Source organism: Flavobacterium sp. PL11 (assembly GCF_035985025.1).
Taxonomy (GTDB): domain Bacteria; phylum Bacteroidota; class Bacteroidia; order Flavobacteriales; family Flavobacteriaceae; genus Flavobacterium.
The window spans coordinates 14,268-34,738 of the sequence record NZ_JAXCIA010000028.1 but is presented as its reverse complement, the minus strand read 5'-3'; the positions used below and the strand labels follow the sequence as shown (position 1 = coordinate 34,738).

22 protein-coding genes are annotated in these 20,471 nt (G+C 31.5%); 12 read left to right on the top strand and 10 right to left on the bottom strand.

Translation table 11 applies throughout. From position 1 onward, the window contains the following. Positions 1-64 precede the first annotated feature (64 nt). Positions 65-1,288: a porin gene (locus tag RCH18_RS13265; protein WP_326937246.1), complete on the top strand. Its 1,224-nt coding sequence runs from the start codon at positions 65-67 to the stop codon at positions 1,286-1,288. Between the two features lie 57 nt (positions 1,289-1,345). On the opposite strand, the gene tpiA is transcribed toward RCH18_RS13265, so the two are convergent. The 4 genes from tpiA to RCH18_RS13245 all read right to left on the bottom strand — a co-directional run bounded on the left by tpiA (position 1,346) and on the right by RCH18_RS13245 (position 4,652). Next, positions 1,346-2,098 (bottom strand): triose-phosphate isomerase, encoded by a 753-nt coding sequence (gene tpiA / locus RCH18_RS13260; RefSeq protein ID WP_326937245.1) that lies wholly within the window; start codon positions 2,096-2,098, stop codon positions 1,346-1,348. A 68-nt stretch (positions 2,099-2,166) separates the two neighbouring features. Continuing rightward, positions 2,167-2,661: a TlpA family protein disulfide reductase gene (locus RCH18_RS13255; protein ID WP_326937244.1), complete on the bottom strand. Its 495-nt coding sequence runs from the start codon at positions 2,659-2,661 to the stop codon at positions 2,167-2,169. A 187-nt stretch (positions 2,662-2,848) separates the two neighbouring features. Next, on the bottom strand, positions 2,849-3,949 hold the full coding sequence (locus tag RCH18_RS13250; protein WP_326937243.1) for a BT_3928 family protein: 1,101 nt from the start codon (positions 3,947-3,949) through the stop codon (positions 2,849-2,851). Positions 3,950-4,106: 157 nt separating this feature from the next. Beyond that, positions 4,107-4,652 (bottom strand): DUF1599 domain-containing protein, encoded by a 546-nt coding sequence (locus RCH18_RS13245; RefSeq protein ID WP_326937242.1) that lies wholly within the window; start codon positions 4,650-4,652, stop codon positions 4,107-4,109. 89 nt (positions 4,653-4,741) lie between these two features. On the opposite strand from RCH18_RS13245, the gene folP reads away from it, so the two are divergent. Together folP and RCH18_RS13235 are read left to right on the top strand one after the other, a co-directional pair. After that, on the top strand, positions 4,742-5,566 hold the full coding sequence (folP, locus tag RCH18_RS13240; protein WP_326937241.1) for a dihydropteroate synthase: 825 nt from the start codon (positions 4,742-4,744) through the stop codon (positions 5,564-5,566). Between the two features lie 2 nt (positions 5,567-5,568). Beyond that, positions 5,569-6,204, top strand: coding sequence for a hypothetical protein (locus tag RCH18_RS13235; protein WP_326937240.1), 636 nt, complete (start codon positions 5,569-5,571; stop codon positions 6,202-6,204). Between the two features lie 141 nt (positions 6,205-6,345). Here the strand turns inward: RCH18_RS13235 and RCH18_RS13230 are convergent, their stop codons facing one another. The 4 genes from RCH18_RS13230 to RCH18_RS13215 all read right to left on the bottom strand — a co-directional run bounded on the left by RCH18_RS13230 (position 6,346) and on the right by RCH18_RS13215 (position 9,237). Next, positions 6,346-6,807 (bottom strand): CHRD domain-containing protein, encoded by a 462-nt coding sequence (locus RCH18_RS13230; protein WP_326937239.1) that lies wholly within the window; start codon positions 6,805-6,807, stop codon positions 6,346-6,348. Positions 6,808-7,761: 954 nt separating this feature from the next. Further along, on the bottom strand, positions 7,762-8,235 hold the full coding sequence (rlmH, locus tag RCH18_RS13225) for a 23S rRNA (pseudouridine(1915)-N(3))-methyltransferase RlmH (protein ID WP_326937238.1): 474 nt from the start codon (positions 8,233-8,235) through the stop codon (positions 7,762-7,764). Between the two features lie 25 nt (positions 8,236-8,260). Then, positions 8,261-8,752, bottom strand: coding sequence for a CIA30 family protein (locus RCH18_RS13220; RefSeq protein WP_326937237.1), 492 nt, complete (start codon positions 8,750-8,752; stop codon positions 8,261-8,263). A 32-nt stretch (positions 8,753-8,784) separates the two neighbouring features. After that, the gene (locus RCH18_RS13215) at positions 8,785-9,237 is read right to left on the bottom strand and encodes a hypothetical protein (protein ID WP_326937236.1); all 453 of its coding nucleotides are present in this window, start codon (positions 9,235-9,237) and stop codon (positions 8,785-8,787) included. A 220-nt stretch (positions 9,238-9,457) separates the two neighbouring features. On the opposite strand from RCH18_RS13215, the gene nadC reads away from it, so the two are divergent. From nadC to priA, 4 genes are all read left to right on the top strand, one after another. Further along, positions 9,458-10,315, top strand: a complete 858-nt coding sequence (gene nadC, locus RCH18_RS13210; RefSeq protein WP_326937235.1) for a carboxylating nicotinate-nucleotide diphosphorylase — start codon at positions 9,458-9,460, stop codon at positions 10,313-10,315. Beyond that, positions 10,312-11,223: a YihY/virulence factor BrkB family protein gene (locus tag RCH18_RS13205; RefSeq protein ID WP_326937234.1), complete on the top strand. Its 912-nt coding sequence runs from the start codon at positions 10,312-10,314 to the stop codon at positions 11,221-11,223. The genes nadC and RCH18_RS13205 overlap by 4 nt, the downstream gene beginning before the upstream one ends. A gap of 11 nt (positions 11,224-11,234) precedes the next feature. Further along, entirely contained in the window at positions 11,235-11,663 is a 429-nt protein-coding gene (locus tag RCH18_RS13200; RefSeq protein WP_326937233.1) for a DUF2147 domain-containing protein, read from the top strand. 75 nt (positions 11,664-11,738) lie between these two features. Beyond that, positions 11,739-14,189, top strand: coding sequence for a replication restart helicase PriA (priA, locus tag RCH18_RS13195; RefSeq protein WP_326937232.1), 2,451 nt, complete (start codon positions 11,739-11,741; stop codon positions 14,187-14,189). Between the two features lie 115 nt (positions 14,190-14,304). Here the strand turns inward: priA and RCH18_RS13190 are convergent, their stop codons facing one another. Then, positions 14,305-15,000 (bottom strand): LytR/AlgR family response regulator transcription factor, encoded by a 696-nt coding sequence (locus RCH18_RS13190; RefSeq protein WP_326937231.1) that lies wholly within the window; start codon positions 14,998-15,000, stop codon positions 14,305-14,307. A 165-nt stretch (positions 15,001-15,165) separates the two neighbouring features. On the opposite strand from RCH18_RS13190, the gene rpsF reads away from it, so the two are divergent. The 5 genes from rpsF to ligA all read left to right on the top strand — a co-directional run bounded on the left by rpsF (position 15,166) and on the right by ligA (position 19,055). Next, positions 15,166-15,507: a 30S ribosomal protein S6 gene (gene rpsF / locus RCH18_RS13185; protein WP_326937230.1), complete on the top strand. Its 342-nt coding sequence runs from the start codon at positions 15,166-15,168 to the stop codon at positions 15,505-15,507. A 2-nt stretch (positions 15,508-15,509) separates the two neighbouring features. Next, a complete protein-coding gene (gene rpsR / locus RCH18_RS13180; protein WP_326937229.1) occupies positions 15,510-15,806 on the top strand; it encodes a 30S ribosomal protein S18 in 297 nt (98 codons plus the stop codon). Positions 15,807-15,872: 66 nt separating this feature from the next. Further along, entirely contained in the window at positions 15,873-16,316 is a 444-nt protein-coding gene (gene rplI, locus RCH18_RS13175) for a 50S ribosomal protein L9 (RefSeq protein WP_326937228.1), read from the top strand. Between the two features lie 191 nt (positions 16,317-16,507). Continuing rightward, positions 16,508-16,981, top strand: coding sequence for a DUF6495 family protein (locus RCH18_RS13170; RefSeq protein ID WP_326937227.1), 474 nt, complete (start codon positions 16,508-16,510; stop codon positions 16,979-16,981). 76 nt (positions 16,982-17,057) lie between these two features. Further along, positions 17,058-19,055 carry an NAD-dependent DNA ligase LigA gene (gene ligA, locus RCH18_RS13165; protein ID WP_326937226.1) on the top strand — a complete coding sequence of 666 codons (1,998 nt, stop codon included), beginning with the start codon at positions 17,058-17,060 and terminating at the stop codon, positions 19,053-19,055. Between the two features lie 495 nt (positions 19,056-19,550). Here ligA and RCH18_RS13160 read toward each other — a convergent pair whose 3' ends face one another. Next, positions 19,551-20,462: a bifunctional metallophosphatase/5'-nucleotidase gene (locus RCH18_RS13160; RefSeq protein ID WP_326937225.1), complete on the bottom strand. Its 912-nt coding sequence runs from the start codon at positions 20,460-20,462 to the stop codon at positions 19,551-19,553. Positions 20,463-20,471 lie beyond the last annotated feature (9 nt).

The following is a 20,471-nucleotide window of genomic DNA, read 5'->3' as shown; positions in this document are numbered from 1 at the left end:
ACTTACCAAATCGCATTTGTAAATCAATTTTTATTTTAATTTTGTGGTAAACACACAAATAACAATGAAAAAAACCATCCTTTATTTTTTACTGCTTATTAACTTTACAGGCTTTTCACAACAGGATATAAAGCAAACTAAGCAAAGTAATGATTTAAAACTATCAGCGCTTCCTTATTTCAGTTTTGGTAAAGGAATAGGAATTACATCTCCCGATAGTTTATACCAAGTTAACATTCGATTCCGAATGCAAAACAGGGTTACATATACCGAGAACGATGGCAAGGATGGCGCTTATGATGCGCAAATTAGGCGTCTCCGCTTGCGATTAGACGGCTTTGTGGGTAATCCAAAATTCTTATATGCCATTCAACTTTCATTTGCACCTGGCGATGTTGGCGAAATTAGAGAAGGTGAAAATATTAATATCATTCGTGACGCGGTTGTTTTTTACAGGCCAAATAAGCATTGGAATATCAGTTTTGGACAAACTAAATTACCTGGAAATCGTCAGAGATTGAATTCTTCTGGAGCGTTACAATTGACAGATCGCTCCATAAATAATGCTCGATTTACAATTGATAGAGATTTTGGATTTCAAGTTCATAATTTAAATGAGTATAAAGATAAATTTTCATATAATTTAAAAACAGCACTTTCTACTGGCGAAGGTCGTAACATAACTGGTAACGCTGATGCTGGTCTTGCTTTTACAGGAAAGATGGAGTTATTACCATTTGGTGCTTTTAGCAAAGATGGAGCTTATTTTGAAGGAGACATTATTAGAGAAAAAACAGCGAAATTATTACTTTCTGGTGCTTTCCAGCAAAATAATCACGCTAGGAGAACTCAAGGTCAATTAGGGAATGATTTATTTGAAGAGCGCACCATGAAATCTTTTATGCTGGACGCCATCTTAAAATACAATGGGTGGGCAGCAATGTCAAGTTATATGTCTAGAAACACATCAAGAAATGCCGTTACAATTAATCCATTAAATAATTCTCAATCGAATTTTGCTTATGTAGGAAATGGTTTTGATTATCAGTTGAGTTACAATTTTCCATCTAATTATGAAATTATAGGAAGATATTCTACTCAAAAAATGGGAAAAGATATTCAGACTCTTGCACCTAATACCAAGCAATATACCTTAGGTTTAACCAAATATATATGGCAACATAATTTTAAATTACAAACCGAGTTAACCTTTGATACTTTAGATTATTACAGTGGAAGTACTAAAAATAATTGGTATATGCGTTTCCAAGTCGAAATAGGAATTTAATGAAAAAGCGGTAAATTTTAAAAATTTACCGCTTTTTTTATTTTTTATAAATTTAATTTAAATAGCATTTACAATTGCTACAAAATCATCTGCTTTTAGCGCTGCTCCACCTATAAGACCGCCGTCTACATCTGGTTTTGAGAAAATTTCTTTTGCATTATCAGGTTTAACGCTTCCTCCGTAAAGGATAGATACGTTATCAGCAATATCAGGCCCAAATGCAGTGAGCACAGTGCGTCTTATAAATTCATGCATTTCTTGTGCTTGCTCAGGCGAAGCTGTTTCACCAGTTCCAATTGCCCAAACTGGTTCGTAAGCCAAAACTATCTTTTCCCAATTATTAGCATTGATATGAAACAAACCATCTTTTAATTGATTTTCAACTACATTAAAATGATTTTTAGTTTGGCGATCTTTTAATTCCTCTCCAAAACAAAAAATAACAGTCATTTCATGCTCTAAAGCAGTATCGACTTTATTAGCGATTAATGCATCTGTTTCATTAAAAATAGCTCTACGTTCTGAATGTCCAAGGATAACGGTGTTTACGCCAACACTTTTCAACATATCTGCTGAAATTTCGCCGGTATAAGCACCTGCTTCTGCTTGATGCACATTTTGAGCAGCCACATCAATATTAGTAAATTCTAAATGATCTACAGCTGAAGCTAAATTTACGAATGTAGGTGCTACAATAATTTGTACGTCAGTATTTGTTGGTATTTTTGCTATTAATTCATTTAATAAATCTTCTGTTTGCTCTGCATTTTTATGCATTTTCCAGTTTCCTGCAACAATCTTTTTTCTCATTTTAGTTGGGTTATGCTTGATTCTTATTTTAGTCTAATTTTGTAACGGATCTCACTACAGTGAAAGTATTATTTCAGTTCTTTCAAAGTTTGATTAATTTTTTCAAAATCAGTTTCGATAGCGCGGTATAAAACAATTTTACCATTTTTGTCAACAATAATATACCTTGGAATCCAATCTACATCAACCGCTTTTCCAAAAACACCTTTCATTTGGTCATTTGCCATAAAATGATCTCCTTGCAATTCATGTTTTACAAGACCTTCTTTCCACGCTGCAGCTTGTCTATCCATTGAGATAAATAAATACGAAACGTTAGGATTTTGTGCTTGTAATTCTTTTATTTTTGGCATTGCCTTCACGCAATCGCCACACCATGAAGCCCATATTTCAATCACTAAAGTTTTTCCTTTGTATTTTTCTAAAATATCCTTGAATGCAACTTGGCTGCCATCTGTTGCTAACAGCGTTTCTGATAAAGCTTCCTGTGAGAATTCTGTTTTATCGCTTTTTGAACATGAAAATGCTGCAAAAGCAAATAAAGCTACTATTATTTTTTTCATATTATATAATTTTAGTAAAGTTAGAAAAAAAATTGGAATTGATAGTTTATTATAAATTTTGAAAATCTACAATTCCATTTACTATCGATATAGTTGATAAGTTGAGAAACTATTTGATTTTAAATCCATGATAAATAAACTAAACTTTAAAATTCTAAAAGCTTTAATGCTTATTTTCAAGATATTATTATAGTTTTAAATGAGATAAATCATTGTGATGCGCTTTCTGCATCACAGTGCCTTTGTTGAGAATCACAATACTTGGATTTGCTCTTTCAATTGTTTTTAATGTAATGGCATCACAAAAATAAAAATCAAACGTCAATCCAAATTCTTTTTTAGCTTTATCAATTTCTTCTGGTAAAGAAGATGTCATTCCAGCCACTTTATATCCCTTAGCTTTAGCTTCAAGATATAATTTTTCCATTTTAGCCAATCCATTTTTATCAGCATTTGGTAAATCGTAAGCGACAATCAACATGGTTTTAGGAGCTTCTAAAAATTCACTTGTATAATCAGAATCATCTTTTTCCATAGTGAAGTCAAAAATAGGAGGGACATAACCTTCTGTGATAACTTTGTCCTTTCGATCAACAAATTCGGCTCCTTCGGGAATATTCATTAAATCTTTTTCAGCAAATTCTGTATTAACACCATTTACTTTATAAATAAAAATCATTTCAACTACTGACTTTTCAGCATCATCAGGGACTAGCATTCCTTCTTGAATATTACTGCCCACTTTGTAAGGTCGGAAATCAATAATAGGTAAATGTTTTAAAACTACAAATCCTAAAATTGCGCACAAAACAATACTGCCTAAAAAAACAACATTCTGAGTCGTTTTATTAAAAAGAGGTTTAATCAAATTTTGGTTAAAATACAGTATAAGAATAAAGAAAAGAAGTACAATGTCTTTAGTAAATGATTGCCAAGGAGTTAACTTCAATGCGTCTCCAAAACATCCACAATCCTTGACAACATTAAAATAAGCGGAGTAAAAAGTTAGAAAAGTGAACATAACGATTAACAATAGTAAACTCCAAACTGTAAATTTTGTTTTATAACCAATGAGCAACATAACACCTAAAACCACTTCAAGAATGACTAAAAATACGGCTAGCGCTAATGATAAAGGAACGAAGAAAGGCATGTTAAATACCGGTTCGCTGAAATATTCTGCTAATTTATAAGAGAATCCTATAGGATCATTTAACTTAATCAGTCCCGAAATAATAAATAATATTCCAACAAATATTCGAGAAAACTGAGTGATTATATTTTTCATTTTAATGTTTTTTTGTTTGCCAATAATTGGTCAAATGTATTTTTTCTACTCTTTAAAAAACAAATGCTCTTATTTTTAAAATAGTATTTTGTGTTAAAGTTCCACACCGGACCTTGTAATTAATCTTTTTTTTAATTTTTAAAAACTTCTGCCTAAATTAATTGTTTCCAAAATCCATTAAAATCAAAGCAAAAACAGCATAATTAATTATATCTTGATAGTTAGCCTCGATGCCTTCAGAAACTAATGTTTGTCCTTTGTTATCCTCAATTTGTTTTATACGTAAAAGTTTTTGTAAAATTAAATCAGTTAGGGAACTTACTCGCATTTCGCGCCATGCTTCACCATAATCGTGATTTTTGTTTTCCATCAATTCCTTAGTCGCTCGTATTTTTGTATCATACAATTCAGTGGCTCTTTCAACAATTAAATCGGGTTGGTCAACTACGCCTAATTCTAGCTGTATCAATGCCATAATGGAATAATTAATGATGCCAATGAATTCCCCAGTTTCATCTTCATCAATTTTACGGATCTCGTTTTCCTGTAAACTTCTAATACGTTGTGCCTTTATGTAAATCTGATCCGTTACCGAAGGCAATCTTAATATGCGCCATGCGCAACCATAATCTTGCATTTTATTGATAAATAGTGCGCGACATATTCCAATAACACTATCATATTCCTTTGAGGTATTCTTCATTATTGATGTATATTTGTATTCAAAATTTTTCAAAAATAGTATATTTATTTTGGAAAGTAGAATTTTGATCTCTTTAAAAACATAAACGAATGACTATTAACTGCAAAGGAACATTGGTGGATTTATCAACGCCAAAGGTAATGGGTATTTTAAATATAACACCTAACTCTTTTTATGATGGAGGAAAGTATAAAAACGAAGTTGAAATCCTTTCTCAAGTTGAGAAAATGCTGCAAGAGGCTGCTGATATTATAGATATTGGTGCATACTCGAGTAAACCTAACGCTGATTTTGTCTCCGAAAAAGAAGAAATTTCTAGAATTATTCCTGTGGTGGATTTAGTAATGCAACATTTTCCAGAAACGTATATCTCCATTGACACTTTTAGAAGCGAAGTGGCTAAAGCTTCTATAGAAAGTGGCGCAGCAATTATCAATGATATTTCGGCAGGAAAGCTCGATCACAAAATGTTTGAAATTATTGGTAAGTATAACGTTCCTTACATAATGATGCACATGCGTGGTAATCCGTTGACGATGCAAAGCATGACTAATTATGAGGATATTGTAAAAGAAATCCTTTTTTATTTTTCAGAAAGGGTAGCTCAGGCGAGAACTTTTGGCATCAATGATATTATAGTCGATCCTGGTTTTGGTTTTGCTAAAACTTTAGATCAAAATTACGAAGTTTTAAAAAAAATAGAATTGTTCAAAATGTTAGAATTACCATTACTTGCTGGTGTTTCTAGAAAATCAATGATCTATAAAATGACAAATGGTACTTCAGAAAGTGCTTTAAACGGAACCACAGTTTTAAATACAGTAGCACTTACTAAAGGAGCCAAAATTCTGAGAGTGCACGATGTAAAAGAAGCTGTAGAATGCGTTATCTTGTATAATAAAATAAATTCATAATTATGAAATATTTGTCGTTGCTTGCTTTATTGACCTTATTTTCCTGTGGAAATAAAGAAGACGTATTATTGCCAAAATCAAATTTTACTATTGTTAAAGAGGTAAATGATTTATCACCAATTTATATTTTTTATAGAACAAATGAGAAAGATACATTAGTGGAAGTCAACCGAAAAAATAGTATCATTTCTACTAATTGGATTTTAAATGTAGATAAGCGCTTACCGCTAAGATTAGTGATTCCTGAAGTGATGAAATTGCAACAAAAAAAGCGTGAAGAAAAAGCACATAAAAACGAAAAAGCAGAAAATTATTATTCTTATGCCGATACGGTTGGTAGAAACTTAGCTTTTATTCCTTTTACGGATGTGTTTTATAAAATGGAGAAACCATTATCAAGAAGTCTAAAAATATATTTTTATAAAGATAAATTGGTAGTAAATGATTCTATAATTTCAAAAGCAGATTTGCAAAAATATCTTAGTTATATGCCTATTGAAAATGATAGTCCATTTATTTTATGCTTCGATAAAAATAGTAGTTTCGGAAGTTATATTGAGAACAAAGTATTTATTAAAACTATCAAAGTAAATAAAAAAGCTTTAAAAATTGATGAAAATCAAGAGTTCATTTTTTAAATAAAAAATTTTGCAGAGTGTTATAAATTATAAGCTTCAATTTTGAATATTTATAAATTCTACAGATAAGTAAAAGTCAAAAGGTCTTACTTTTTTAAAAAAGTAAGACCTTTTGACTTTTAAAATTACTACTGATTTAAATTATTTACCTCCACCAGTTGTAGCCCCTTTCATAAGTTGGCCTCTAATTTCTCCACCAGGGAAAGCAGCAGTATGTAAATTCACATAATATAAATTTGCCATTAAATCAGCTTCTTGCTCAGCAGTAAGTGCAGCACTAGCGTATGTAAAAGGAGAAGTTAAACTAGTAAAAGGAAAAATCACAGCACCATTTGTACCTGCCGCTCCTTTATGTATATGTCCTCCTGTTGGTGACGCCACATTATGAGTAACTGTGACAGTAAACACTTTGGTAGTATTGTTAAATAAAAGCGTTGCAGTTCCTTTTGCTGTAGAATTATTTGTAGGAACCTCATTGGCAGCATTTATTGTAGCAGTATAAGTTGTTATGCTCGGACCACTGTTTGAATCATTATCATCATCACATGAGATCATGACTAATAAAAAAATTGAAATTGTAAAAAGTTTAGATAGGTTTTTCATTGTTAATTAATTAAGTTTATATTGATCTAAAGTAAACATTCCTGATTACTTTCAAATTTTTTTAACATAAATTTTTAATTACAAGTTCTCGAGTTATGCTTATTAAAACATCATTATAGTTGGTGAAATTTTTTTATTACTCCTTTAAAAGTACTAGATAAAGGTATTACTAGATGTTTAATTTAAATGAACACAGATATGAAATTCATCAATGAATATGTTTTATAAAAGGATTTCCGTTTTTTAAAAGTATCTAAAAAAAAGTTTTAAAACCAGAATTTATTATAATTAAGTAAAAATTTTTATTTTCTATCAAATTGTAGCACTAGGATTTTTAAAGCAAGATGAGTATAATGACTAATTTTAATTATTGTTTTTGTCATTTCTGTGAGTTATGTTATTTAACTTTACCTGGTCAGGTTAAAAAATCTCAATAGAGCGGAGCAACAAACAAAGATTCTTCCTTCATCAGAGTGACAAAGTTGAAGAGCTAAAAGCTTAACTCAATGGCATTGACCTCATATTTCGTATTTCGTATTTCGTATTTTGTAATTCGTGATTCGTAATTTGTGTTTCGTAATTCGTAATTCGTGATTCGTAATTTGTACCTCAACCTTCGTACCTTATGCCCAACGTCATTAAACTGAGGATAATAATCAAATAAAATTATTGTTTTTTTATTCCGACGAAGTAGGATTCAAGAGTTTAGCCCAATAGGCGAAGCAATCTCAACAAAGTCGAGCAACAAACAAAGATTCTTCCTTCGTCAGAATGACAAAGTTGAATCTATAATCTGAACTTAATAGTATAGACAACAAATCATGTATTTCGTCCCTATTATTTCGTACCTAGTATTTAGTGCTTCGTATTTCTAACCTCGTACCTCATAATTCCACCTTCATACCTCGTGCTTTCAAGTTCGTACCTCGTTCCTCATCTTCTATCTTCCAACTTTCACTGATGATGATAGGGTTCATTTTTCAAAATTGTAAAACCTCTATATAATTGTTCGATAAAAAATAAACGTACCATTTGGTGTGAAAAGGTCATTAATGACAATGAAATTTTTCCCTGCGCTTTAGTATAAACCATATCTGAAAAACCGTAAGGTCCACCAATTACATAAACTAAAGTCTTAACCCCTGTGTTCATTTTTTTTTGTAACTCACTGGAAAAAGAGACACTGGAAAAAGTTCTTCCATTTTCATCTAATAATATAAGTTGATCAGTAGGGGTAATTTTAGATAATATAAGTTCGCCTTCTTTTTCTTTCTGCTGACTTTCAGATAAATTTTTTACATTTTTGATATCGGGAATTATCTCTAAATCAAATTTTATATAAAAACTTAAACGCTTGGTATAATCGTCAATTAAAGTCTGTAAAGCTTTATTATCAGTTTTTCCAATAGCAATTAACTTGATATTCATATTTTTAAATTCTGGAATAAAACTATTATTGCACTTCAATCGTACCGATCAATAACTTAAAACTTTCTGCTTCGTTATTTCCAATTAAAAAAGCAATTTCTTCTAATCGTGCACCATTATAATTTGGCATTGTTAATTTTTGTCCTCTAAAAGCAGGATATAATGCTTCTACGGGAATTTTTATTGTTTCCCATTCCCCAGATGTTTGAAAAGGGTAAACGTAAGATTGCGCATCGTTTTTTTTAGACTTAACCCGAAACTGATATTGTTTACCATCCCCTTTTAAGCGAATACTAAAAAAGGTACTATCAGGGATAGAAATAGGATCACATACAAATCTTACAGAACAAAATCCGCCATTATTTTCAAGGGAAATTTTGCCTTCAAAAAGACCTTCGCCTTTATCATTGAGATAAAATTGACTTTTAGATTTTCCACCCATCACTCCGTCATTGACTACTTGCCAATTGCTGAGGTCGCTGTTTGAATTAAATTCAAATAGTATTAAATCATTCATTAGTGTCGGATTTATTATAAATAATAAAATTATTATTTCGGCAATGGAGCGCCAACTGCGATATCGCATCTGTGATTTGTTTGTCCGTGTGGAGGGTTCATTCCTTCTGAAGTTGGAGTTGTTGTAATAGGATTTTGAGTTCCAGCATTTGGAACTGCAATAGCTGTTACTGGGGCAGCAGCAGGTGTTGCAGCAGCTTTAGCAGGTGATGCGGGAGCATTTAATGGTGCTCCAACAGGAAGTTCGCAACGATGTCCAGGTTGTCCGTGTGCAGGATTTGTTCCAGTGTCACTTGTTCCAGTGTCACTTGTTCCAACAGTAGCTTGATCTGCACTTGCAGGTTGTTGTGATCGCATTTGATTACCTACCTCAGTAAAAGGAACTACGGTATTTGGTGTCGTTTTGATACTGTCTGTTTTTACTTCATCTTTACAAGAAGTCAAAAGAATTGTTGAGACTAAAACTACGCTCATTAAATATTTCATAAAAAAGTATTTAAATTTCTATTTTCAAATGTAAGATTTTAAATGCTGATCTACCAATTTAAAAAATTACTTTTATTAATTAGTAAACTTTATAAGCTGTTCAACAATGTAAAATTAGAAAAATAAGAGTGATCGTGAGTACTTATTAAAAATAACTAAAGGTCTAAATTTTCGATTTCATTAAATATGCTGTACTTTCGTATTCTATAAATTTTATGAAATGATTACTGAAGAGCAATTCCAAAAAGAGTTAAAAATAATAATAGAAAATGCTATTAGAGAAGATGTAGGCTCAGGGGATTATAGTTCTCTGGCCTGTATTCCTGTATCTGCCGGTGGAAAAGCAAAATTACTTGTTAAAGAAGATGGAATCATTGCTGGAGTAGCTTTTGCCAAAATGATATTTGAATATGTGGATGCAAGTTTACAAATAGAAACTTTTATAGAAGATGGAACCGCAGTAAAAAAAGGCGATGTTGTTTTTTATGTTAAGGGAAGTTCGCAATCAATATTACAATCAGAACGTGTTGTTTTAAATTCAATGCAGCGAATGTCAGCAATTGCAACAAAAACAGTAGCATACGTTGATTTGCTAAAGGGAACAAATACCAAAATTTTAGATACACGTAAAACTACTCCTGGATTTCGAGCCTGCGAAAAATGGGCCGTAAAAATAGGTGGTGGAGAAAATCATCGTTTTGCTTTGTATGATATGGTGATGTTGAAAGACAATCATAACGATTTTGCTGGCGGAATTACTTTGGCTATAGCCAAAACAAAAGCCTATTTAAAAGAAAATAATCTCGATCTTAAAATTATTGTTGAAGCTAGAAACTTAGATGAAATTAGAGAAATAGTAGCAAGTGACGGCGTGTACAGAATTTTGATTGACAATTTCAACTTTGAAGATACAAAAAAAGCGGTAACTTTGATAGGCGATAAATGTTTGACAGAATCATCGGGGAATATTAATGAAGACACCATTCGACAATATGCTGAATGTGGAGTTGATTATATTTCCTCAGGTGCATTGACACATTCAGTATACAACATGGACTTGAGCCTCAAAGCAATATGAGTATAGAAATTGAAGGTAAACTTGAAAGAATCCCTATTGTGCGGAATCTTGTCCATGTAATGAAGAGAATAAAACTTCCGTGGCTTGCAGGTTTGTCTTTGTATGATTTACTTGAGCTATACGGTTTAGGTATCATCGAAAGTGCGCTTACCTATCATGCAAGCGCTATTGCATTTAGCTTTTTTATGGCGCTTTTCCCATTTGCACTGTTTATATTAAATTTAATTCCATTTATACCTATTGAGGGATTTCAAGAAGATTTTCTAATTTTTGTTAAAGATGGAGTTCCACCAAATACCTATGATGCGATTTATCAAATAATAACTGATATTCTTAATAATAGTGATTCAGGCTTATTATCCTCTGGTTTTATTCTTTCTATTTTTTTGATGGCAAATGGATTAAACGGAATTTTAGGTGGCTTTCAAACCTCGCGTCATGTTCTTATTAAAAGAGGTTTTATCAAGCAATATCTCGTAGCTCTAGCCATGTCTTTGTTATTATCTTTATTGCTTATTGTAACAGTTTCAACAATTGTAGTTTTTGAAGTAGTACTTCAACAGACAGTTTTTAGCGATCAAATTCAGTTGATTGTTTTAGGAAGATATGCATTTGTTATAGTAATGATTTTAATAACCACATCAATACTATTCAAATTTGGAACAAAACATGATAATCACAGAGCATTTATTTCCATAGGATCGGTATTTACAACAATCTTAATTATCTTAGATTCATATTTATTTGGAATTTGGGTTAAAAACTTTTCACAATACAATGAATTATATGGATCAATAGGAACATTATTAGTGTTGATGTTTTATATATGGATCAATTGTATGATTTTGCTTTTAGGATTTGAGTTAAACGGGACTGTCAATAAATTAAAAGCCAATAATAAAAATTAAATATTTAAAAAATGAGAAATTTCTATACTACTCTGCTGCTGCTTATTGTTTTGGTTTCATACGGTCAAAATTCTACTGTAATTGGAAAATGGAAAACTATTGATGATGAGACCGGCAAGGCTATATCAATTGTAGAAGTATATGAACGCTCAGGCAAAATTTATGGAAAAGTCGTAGAAATACTTGATGCTGAACATCGCAAAAAAATCTGCAGTAATTGCAGTGGTGATGATAAAAATAAACCAATTATAGGATTAGTTGTCATCAAAGGTTTAAAAAAAGATAAATCTGAATATGCTGGAGGTAAAATATTGGATCCTAAAACAGGCAAGCTTTATAAATGTTTTATAACGCTTGAATCAGAAGACAAATTAAAAGTACGAGGATATATTGGGATTTCATTATTTGGTAGAACGCAGTATTGGTATAGAGAGAAATAATAGTACGAAAGTTCAAAGATTTCAGTAGGATCTATTAAAAATAAACCATTCCATATAACGAATAATTCATAACCGATGTATTTCGTAGAAGTAATTTTACCACTTTCATTAGCTAAAACCTTTACATACAGTGTAACTGAAGCTGAATTTCATTATTTAAAGATAGGTATGCGAGTTGCTGTACCATTTGGAAAAAGTAAAATTTACACCGCTTTAGCTATTGAGCTTCATCAAAATAAACCAGTTTTATATGAAGCCAAGGAAATTCACCAAATACTGGATGAAAAACCAATAGTAACTAAAATCCAAATTGCGCATTGGCAGTGGATTGCTTCTTATTATATGTGCGCTATAGGTGACGTATATCGTGGTGCAATGCCAAGCGCGCTTTTGTTGGAAAGCGAAACTTTAATTTCGCAAAAAACTGATTCTTTTATCGATACTAGTCTGCTTTCAGATGATGAGTTTCTTATTTATGAAGCGTTGCAACAGCAAAGCTCGTTGAAAGTACAAGATATAATTGCGATTTTAAACAAAAAGAATATCTTTCCTGTTATACAAAAATTGATTGACAAAAATATTTTAGTTCTTCAAGAGGAAATTCAGGAGAGTTATAAACCTAAATTAGTACGTTATGTGCGGTTGCATCCTAAATATGATTCCAATCAAGGTTTGAATGATTTGCTAGAAATTTTAAGAAATGCCAGCAAACAAAAGGAAGTCGTGATGCGATACTTTCAATTAAGTGCATCAGAAAAAAAAGCAATTTCAGTAAAAAAGCTTGTTGAACAATCAAAATCTTCCCCAGCAATTATTAAGGCATTAATTGAGAAAGAAATTTTAGAAGAATATTTTTTACAGCAAGACAGAGTTACATTTAATGGACAAGTAAGTAAAAAACAATTACAATTAAGTGAGGAGCAAAATAATGCTTTTGTCGCTATTAAAGAGCGTTTTCTTCACAAAGAGGTGTGTTTACTTCATGGAGTAACTTCAAGCGGTAAGACAGAAATTTATATAAAGCTTATCGAGGAATATCTAAAAACTGATAAACAAATTTTGTATTTGTTACCAGAAATAGCATTAACCACACAACTTGTAGGACGATTGCAAAATTATTTTGGAAATAAAGTAGCTATTTTTCATTCTAAATATAACAATAATGAGCGTATCGAAGTTTGGACCCAAGTATTAAATAATTCAGATAAAGCACAAATAGTAATAGGAGCGCGGTCGGCTTTATTTTTACCTTTTAACAATCTAGGATTTATAATTGTTGATGAGGAACATGAACAAACATTTAAGCAAGTAGATCCTGCACCACGTTATCATGCTAGAGATGCTGCAATAGTTTTAGCTCATTCTTTTAAAGCAAAAGTTTTATTAGGATCAGCAACGCCCAGTATTGAAACGTATTATAATGCTACATCAGGAAAATTTGGTTTGGTAGCACTTTCAAAACGCTACGGAAACGTATTAATGCCCAATATTGAATTAGTTGATTTAAAGGATAAGTATTTTAGGAAGCGAATGACTGGACATTTTAGTGATGTTCTAATTGTGGAAATTACAACTGCTTTGTCATTAGGCGAACAGGTAATTTTATTTCAAAACAGAAGGGGTTATTCTCCCATAATTGAGTGTATTACTTGTGGCCATGTTCCGCATTGTCAGCAATGTGACGTAAGTTTAACCTATCATAAGCATAAAAATCAGTTGCGCTGTCATTATTGCGGATATTCTATGGCAAAACCTACGCATTGTCAAGCATGTTCAAGTGTAGAATTGACAACTAAAGGTTTTGGTACAGAACAAATTGAGCAAGAACTACTTTCTTTATTTCCTAATTCCAAAACAGGAAGGATGGATCAGGATACCACACGGGGAAAATATGGTTTCGAAAAAATTATAGATAGTTTTAAAAACAGAGAAATTGATATTTTAGTAGGAACACAAATGCTAGCTAAAGGATTAGATTTTGATAATGTTAGTTTAGTAGGTGTTATGAATGCTGATAATATGCTGTATCACCCTGATTTTAGAGCTTTTGAACGTACGTATCAAATGCTTACTCAGGTTGCAGGTAGAGCTGGCCGCTCAGAGAAGCAGGGAAAAGTGATTATACAAACCTATAATCCCGAACACAATACTATACAGCAAGTGACCTTTAATAATTATGAGGCAATGTTTACCGAGCAATTGTACGATCGAAAAATTTATAAATACCCACCTTATTTCCGAATAATAAAAGTTACTTTAAAACAGCGGGACTTTGAAAGGCTAAAAGCAGGATCAATATGGTTGTACCAAGTTATGAGTCAAAATTTGGAAATGCCTGTTTTAGGACCTGAGGAACCTGTAATTAGTAGAATACGAAATGAATACATTCGTACTATCGTTATAAAAATACCGATGAATGTTTCACTAGTAAATACTAAGATTGCCATTCAAAAAATGTTGAATAGTTTTGAGGCAGTCTCTCAATATAGAGCTATAAAAGTGACAATAAACGTAGATTTTTATTAGATAAACAAAACTATATAGGCTAAAATTGTTTACAGAATTTACTAGAAAAAAACCGACTCATCTTTTGTCGAAAGACAGTGAAGATGAATCGGTATATATTGTGATTTAACGGAATCTAAGTAAAGGAAAGTGCTTTTACTAAATCCTCTTTTTTATGACGGCTTAATGGAATTTTGGTAGGTCCAATTTCGGCAAATTTGCTATTAAAACGCTCTACTTTATCAATGTTAATAATATAAGATTTATGTACCCTTACAAATTTTTCCTTAGAGAGATCATTTTCAAATGATTTCATTGTCGAAAGTACCAGATTACTATCATCCTCGGTGACTACCTTTACATAATCGCCGTAAGCCTCAATCCATTTTATTTTTGAGGTGAAAATTTTAAGTTTTTTTAGATTACTTTTAATAAATATATGTTCACCTTCTTCTTCCTTATTATCTCTTTTCAGTAAGTGAAAATCGATTGCTCTTTTTACTGCTGCATTAAACCGATCTACTACAATTGGTTTTTGAAGATAATCAGTTGCGTCATAATCAAAAGCTTTCATAGCATACTCTGCCTTGGAAGTGATAAAGATGATTTGTGGTTTAACTTTTAGTCCGTCAAGAAATGCAAAACCATTAATTACGGGCATTTCAATATCAAGAAATATCAAATCCACATTATGGACAGACATACAACTTTTGGCCTCGATTGCATTTGAGAAATCACCAATAAGATGTAAATTTTGATGGTTATTAACGAGTTTTGCAATAGTCATTCGTTGTATGGAACTATCGTCTACTACGACACAGTTTAGTTTCATAAATAGTATATTAGAGATTTGGCTTTGTAAACATACTTTTTTTTTATTTAAGTTGATCATTTTATCTAAATAATTTCAATAATCATCGAATATATGATCATTAGGTTTGTGAGTTAATAAATAATCATTACTTTTGCACCCAAAATAACAAATAAATACAAATTTATGAATCATTATGAAACTGTTTTCATTTTAAATCCCGTTTTATCTGACACACAGGTAAAGGAAACAGTAAGCAAATTTGAAGATTTTCTTACTAGTAGAGGAGCAGAAATGGTGTCTAAAGAAGACTGGGGCCTAAAGAAAATGGCTTACGAAATTCAGAACAAAAAATCTGGTTTTTATCATTTATTCGAATTCAAAGTAGCTGGAGAAGTTCTTATTGCTTTTGAGACTGAATTTAGACGTGACGAAAGAATTATGCGTTTCTTAACTGTAAGTTTAGATAAACATGCAATTTCTTGGGCTGAGAGAAGAAGAACTAAATTAAAAGCAAAAAAAGCGTAATCATGGCTACACTACAACAATCGGCTTCAGGCAAAAAAGACGGGGATATTAGATATCTAACGCCTTTGAACATAGAAACAAACAAACAAAAAAAGTATTGTCGTTTCAAAAAATCAGGTATCAAATATATTGATTATAAAGATGCTGATTTCTTATTGAAGTTTGTAAACGAACAAGGAAAAATTCTTCCTCGTCGTTTAACAGGAACTTCATTAAAATTTCAAAGAAAAGTTTCAGTTGCTGTCAAAAGAGCACGTCACTTATCTTTAATGCCATACGTGGCGGATTTACTAAAATAATAATTAATAATTAAGTTGTTGTCCCGATAGCTATCGGGACTAACTTCTATAATAAAGGACAACAACATGGAACTTATTTTAAGACAAGACGTTCAAAATTTAGGATTTAAAGATGATATTGTATCAGTTAAAAATGGTTACGGTCGTAACTTTTTAATCCCAACTGGTCAAGCCCATTTAGCTACTTCTTCTGCAAAGAAAGTATTAGCTGAAAACCTTAAACAAAGAGCACACAAAGAAGCTAAAGTTGTATCAGATGCACAAGCAGTAGCTGCAGCTTTAAGAGCTATCGAAATCAAAATTTTTGCAAAAGCAGGTGGAGAAAAATTATTTGGTTCGATCACAAATATCGATATTGCCGATGCTCTTGCAAAAGGTGGACAACAAGTAGATAGAAAATTCATCACAAGCGGTATCGTTAAACGTACTGGTAAATACAACGCTAGCGTTCGTTTACATAGAGATGTAATTGTAGAATTAGATTACGAAATTGTTGCTGAGAAAGCATAATTTCTATTTGTATAGATTTAAATCCCGATGTAAATCGGGATTTTTTTGTTTGATGTCATGGGCAAAAGCAAAAATTTATAATTAAATTTATATCGAATAGATTATTTTTATTATTAGTAATAAAGTTATTACCATTTTAAATCATATAAAATCACTTAGTGCCTTTGCGCTTTGGCGACAAAATTATTATTATGAAATACTCAAGATTAACAAAAGAACAATTTGAAGAACTACATCAAGAGTTCAGTACCTTTCTAGCTACTCAAGCAATTGATAAAGCAGAATGGGATACCATTAAAAAAGACAAACCCGAAGTTGCTGAGCAAGAATTAGATGTTTTCTCTGATTTAGTTTGGGAAGGTGTTTTAACAAAAGCAGATTATCTTGAACATTTTTCGAAAAATCACATTTTCCTTTTCCATTGTTTTGATACTTATGTTCAATCTATTGTTTTAAAGTCGGTTGTTACTGATATTGACTTTTTTACACGTGAGGGGCTGCAGTGGCTTAGCGATAATATGTTTACCGATACAATCGAAATGAAGGTTGGAAAGAAAGAATTTACCGAGGATCGCAATAGCTCAATTTTTGCATTAATTCAGCAAGGAGCATTTTTAAGCGATGGTCTTTTATACAAACAAATTAATTCGATTATCGAATCATAATTATATTGTTTTTATTTTTAAATTGGTTATTTTAGTACGCTTTTACAGAAACTAAAATAGCCAATTTTTATATTATATGGACATCCAAAAAACAATTCAAAGTTTACGAAACGAATTAAATCAGCACAACCACAACTATTATGTTTTAGATGCACCTGTTATTTCCGATTATGAATTTGATTTAAAACTTAAAGAATTACAAGAGCTTGAAAGCAACAATCCTGAATATTTTGATGAAAATTCTCCAACGCAGAGGGTCGGTGGATCGATAACTAAAAATTTTAGTACCGTTGCTCACGATCATCGTATGTATTCTCTTGACAATTCATACTCCAAAGAGGAAATAATTGACTGGGAAAAGCGAATCCAAAAAGTATTAGGAGATGTGCCTTTAGAGTACACCTGTGAGCTAAAATATGATGGAGCATCGATCAGTATTACTTACGAAGATGGATTTTTAAAACGAGCTGTTACACGCGGTGATGGCTTTCAAGGTGATGATGTCACTAATAATATTAAAACTATAAAATCAGTTCCTCTTAAGTTAAAAGGTAATTTTCCAGCAAAATTTGATATACGTGGGGAAATTATTTTACCGTTTGCTGGTTTTAACAAAATGAATCAGGAGTTAATTGAAATAGGAGAGACTCCTTATGCAAATCCTAGAAATACCGCTTCAGGTAGTTTAAAATTACAAGACAGCGCTCTAGTAGCTAAACGTCCGTTGGATTGCTTACTGTATTTTTTAGTGGGTAGCAATCTTCCTTTTAAGTCACAGTTTGAAGGATTAGAAACGGCGAGAAATTGGGGATTCAAAGCTCCAAAAGAAGCTACATTAGCTCGTGATTTAGAAGGAGTTTTTACTTTTATTGATTATTGGGATATTCATAGGCACGACCTTCCTTATGAAACGGATGGAGTAGTTATAAAAGTAAATTCCTTTAACCATCAAGATGAATTAGGTTATACCGCTAAATCTCCGCGCTGGGCAATTGCTTATAAATTTAAATCTGAACAGGTTTCTACAGTGTTGAATTCCATTTCCTATCAAGTGGGTCGTACAGGAGCCATAACTCCAGTTGCTAATTTGCAAGGTGTACAACTGGCAGGATCAGTGGTAAAAAGAGCTTCATTACATAATGCAGATCAAATTGAGAAATTAGATATTCGTGTAAATGATACTGTTTTTGTAGAAAAAGGTGGCGAGATTATACCTAAAATTATTGCAGTAGATTTAAGTAAAAGAGAAGCAGATTCAGTGCCTACTAGATATATTACACATTGTCCTGAATGTGATACTTTGCTAATTCGTAATGCGGGAGAGGCCAATCATTATTGTCCTAATTTTTATGGATGTCCACCACAAATTATAGGTAGAATTCAGCATTTTATATCGCGTAAAGCAATGGATATAGATGGTTTAGGCCAAGAAACTGTAGCACTGCTTTTTATAAATGGATTGATAAATAATTATGCTGATTTATATGAGTTAAAGGTTGAACAAATTTTGCCATTAGAGCGTATGGCACAGAAATCAGCTGAAAATTTAGTTGCTGGGGTGCAAAACTCTAAAAATATTCCCTTTGAAAGAGTTTTATATGCGCTAGGAATACGTTTTGTGGGTGAGACTGTAGCTAAGAAACTGGCAAAGCATTATAAAGATATTGATGCATTAAGTCAGGCTACTTTGCCAAATTTAGTTTTAGTCGATGAGATTGGAGAACGAATTGCTCAAAGTGTAATTGAATTTTTTGATAATATACAAAATAGAATTATTATTGAAAGATTAAAAAGCCATGAAATACAACTTGCAGTTATTGAAAAAATAAATCCCAATGCAACTGATAAACTCGCAGGCAAAATATTTGTAGTTTCGGGTGTTTTTGAAAAATTCTCTAGAGATGATTTAAAAAAAGCAATTGAAGATAATGGAGGTAAAGTAGGAAGTTCTATTTCTGCTAAAACGCATTATGTATTGGCAGGTGATAATATGGGACCAGCAAAATTAGAAAAAGCAAGTAAACTCAATATTCCTATTATATCTGAAGTGCAATTTATGGAATTAATTAATTAAAATAATTTTACTACTAAATTTCATTAGATCCCTTGTGGTTCACGATAAGTAATTAGAAGAAATAATATCTTTTTTTTAAGCATATAAATCATTTAAGTTTTAAATTTATTCTCTAACATAAGATTATATTATAATTTTTTGATCAATTTAAGGTCATATAGTTAATAAACGACGACACTTAAATGCGACAGTATACTGTTACTGTAACTTAATACTATAAAATATAAAAGTTTGATTATGACAAAAGAATAATTAATGTAAAATTGGAAATTTTGTCGATTTGTAAGTGAAATTCATCGTTCTTTATTCCCTAAAACAGCATATCAATTCATCGCTATTTTCAGTTATATTTTTTGACCATTTGATTAGGTTACAAATTAAAAATGCCTATAAAGTCTAATTAACTTTGTAGGCATTTTATTCAAATATATTTTTTATAAACTTTTGAAAATGGGTATAGTTAAATACAAGATGTTTCAACTAAATAATTTTTATTTAAACTACAATTGATCTTCCCTCGTTTACTTTATTTTTATTAGCGTCAAAATAGAAATCAATTCGGCCTAAGTTTATTCCATAGCAACCCACTTGATTTACAACAACGTCTTTGCCATCAAGATTTTTAACTATTGATGGTTTATCGAGAAAAGTATGAGTATGGCCTCCAATAATTAAATCAATATCTTTAGTAATGGCTGCTAATTTCATATCAGAAATTTTATTGGGTTCATTTCTATAATTATAACCAATATGAGACAAACAAATTACCAAATCACAATTGTTCTCCTTTTTTAATATTCTGACCATATCTTGAGTAACTGCTACAGGATCACTATACACAGTTTCTCCGTACATTTTTTTGTCTACTAAACCTTGTAATTCTATGCCTAAACCAAAAACACCAACCTTAATGCCGTTTTTGTTAAAAATCTTATATGGCTTTACTAAACCATCCATAACCGTATTTTTAAAATCATAATTAGCGGATATAAATTCAAATTTTGCGTGAGGCATTTGTGTATACAAGCCATTAATACCATTGTCAAAATCATGATTACCTATAGTGGCTGCATCATATTTCATCATGCTCATTAACTTAAATTCTAATTCGCCGCCATAGTAATTAAAATAAGGTGTGCCTTGAAAAATATCTCCAGCATCAAGCAATAATACATTTGGATTTTCTGCTCTAATACTTTCTATCAATGCAGCTCTTCTCTCTACGCCACCCATATTAGCATTTCTTGGATGATCAGCAGGAAAAGGATCAATATAACTATGAACATCATTAGTATGCAAAACTGTTAATTGTTTTGTATCAGCAGTACTAAAACTACTTAATGATACTCCTAAACCTATCAATGCTGAACTTGCAGCTGTTTTTTCTATAAATTCTCTTCTTTTCATTTTTAAGAT

What these genes read in the sequence shown, in the direction of transcription:
- RCH18_RS13265 (WP_326937246.1), top strand. Translation starts at nt 65, where the DNA reads ATGAAAAAAACCATCCTTTATTTTTTACTGCTTATTAACTTTACAGGC.
- tpiA (WP_326937245.1), bottom strand. Translation starts at nt 2,098, where the DNA reads ATGAGAAAAAAGATTGTTGCAGGAAACTGGAAAATGCATAAAAATGCA.
- RCH18_RS13255 (WP_326937244.1), bottom strand. Translation starts at nt 2,661, where the DNA reads ATGAAAAAAATAATAGTAGCTTTATTTGCTTTTGCAGCATTTTCATGT.
- RCH18_RS13250 (WP_326937243.1), bottom strand. Translation starts at nt 3,949, where the DNA reads ATGAAAAATATAATCACTCAGTTTTCTCGAATATTTGTTGGAATATTA.
- RCH18_RS13245 (WP_326937242.1), bottom strand. Translation starts at nt 4,652, where the DNA reads ATGAAGAATACCTCAAAGGAATATGATAGTGTTATTGGAATATGTCGC.
- folP (WP_326937241.1), top strand. Translation starts at nt 4,742, where the DNA reads ATGACTATTAACTGCAAAGGAACATTGGTGGATTTATCAACGCCAAAG.
- RCH18_RS13235 (WP_326937240.1), top strand. Translation starts at nt 5,569, where the DNA reads ATGAAATATTTGTCGTTGCTTGCTTTATTGACCTTATTTTCCTGTGGA.
- RCH18_RS13230 (WP_326937239.1), bottom strand. Translation starts at nt 6,807, where the DNA reads ATGAAAAACCTATCTAAACTTTTTACAATTTCAATTTTTTTATTAGTC.
- rlmH (WP_326937238.1), bottom strand. Translation starts at nt 8,235, where the DNA reads ATGAATATCAAGTTAATTGCTATTGGAAAAACTGATAATAAAGCTTTA.
- RCH18_RS13220 (WP_326937237.1), bottom strand. Translation starts at nt 8,752, where the DNA reads ATGAATGATTTAATACTATTTGAATTTAATTCAAACAGCGACCTCAGC.
- RCH18_RS13215 (WP_326937236.1), bottom strand. Translation starts at nt 9,237, where the DNA reads ATGAAATATTTAATGAGCGTAGTTTTAGTCTCAACAATTCTTTTGACT.
- nadC (WP_326937235.1), top strand. Translation starts at nt 9,458, where the DNA reads ATGATTACTGAAGAGCAATTCCAAAAAGAGTTAAAAATAATAATAGAA.
- RCH18_RS13205 (WP_326937234.1), top strand. Translation starts at nt 10,312, where the DNA reads ATGAGTATAGAAATTGAAGGTAAACTTGAAAGAATCCCTATTGTGCGG.
- RCH18_RS13200 (WP_326937233.1), top strand. Translation starts at nt 11,235, where the DNA reads ATGAGAAATTTCTATACTACTCTGCTGCTGCTTATTGTTTTGGTTTCA.
- priA (WP_326937232.1), top strand. Translation starts at nt 11,739, where the DNA reads ATGTATTTCGTAGAAGTAATTTTACCACTTTCATTAGCTAAAACCTTT.
- RCH18_RS13190 (WP_326937231.1), bottom strand. Translation starts at nt 15,000, where the DNA reads ATGAAACTAAACTGTGTCGTAGTAGACGATAGTTCCATACAACGAATG.
- rpsF (WP_326937230.1), top strand. Translation starts at nt 15,166, where the DNA reads ATGAATCATTATGAAACTGTTTTCATTTTAAATCCCGTTTTATCTGAC.
- rpsR (WP_326937229.1), top strand. Translation starts at nt 15,510, where the DNA reads ATGGCTACACTACAACAATCGGCTTCAGGCAAAAAAGACGGGGATATT.
- rplI (WP_326937228.1), top strand. Translation starts at nt 15,873, where the DNA reads ATGGAACTTATTTTAAGACAAGACGTTCAAAATTTAGGATTTAAAGAT.
- RCH18_RS13170 (WP_326937227.1), top strand. Translation starts at nt 16,508, where the DNA reads ATGAAATACTCAAGATTAACAAAAGAACAATTTGAAGAACTACATCAA.
- ligA (WP_326937226.1), top strand. Translation starts at nt 17,058, where the DNA reads ATGGACATCCAAAAAACAATTCAAAGTTTACGAAACGAATTAAATCAG.
- RCH18_RS13160 (WP_326937225.1), bottom strand. Translation starts at nt 20,462, where the DNA reads ATGAAAAGAAGAGAATTTATAGAAAAAACAGCTGCAAGTTCAGCATTG.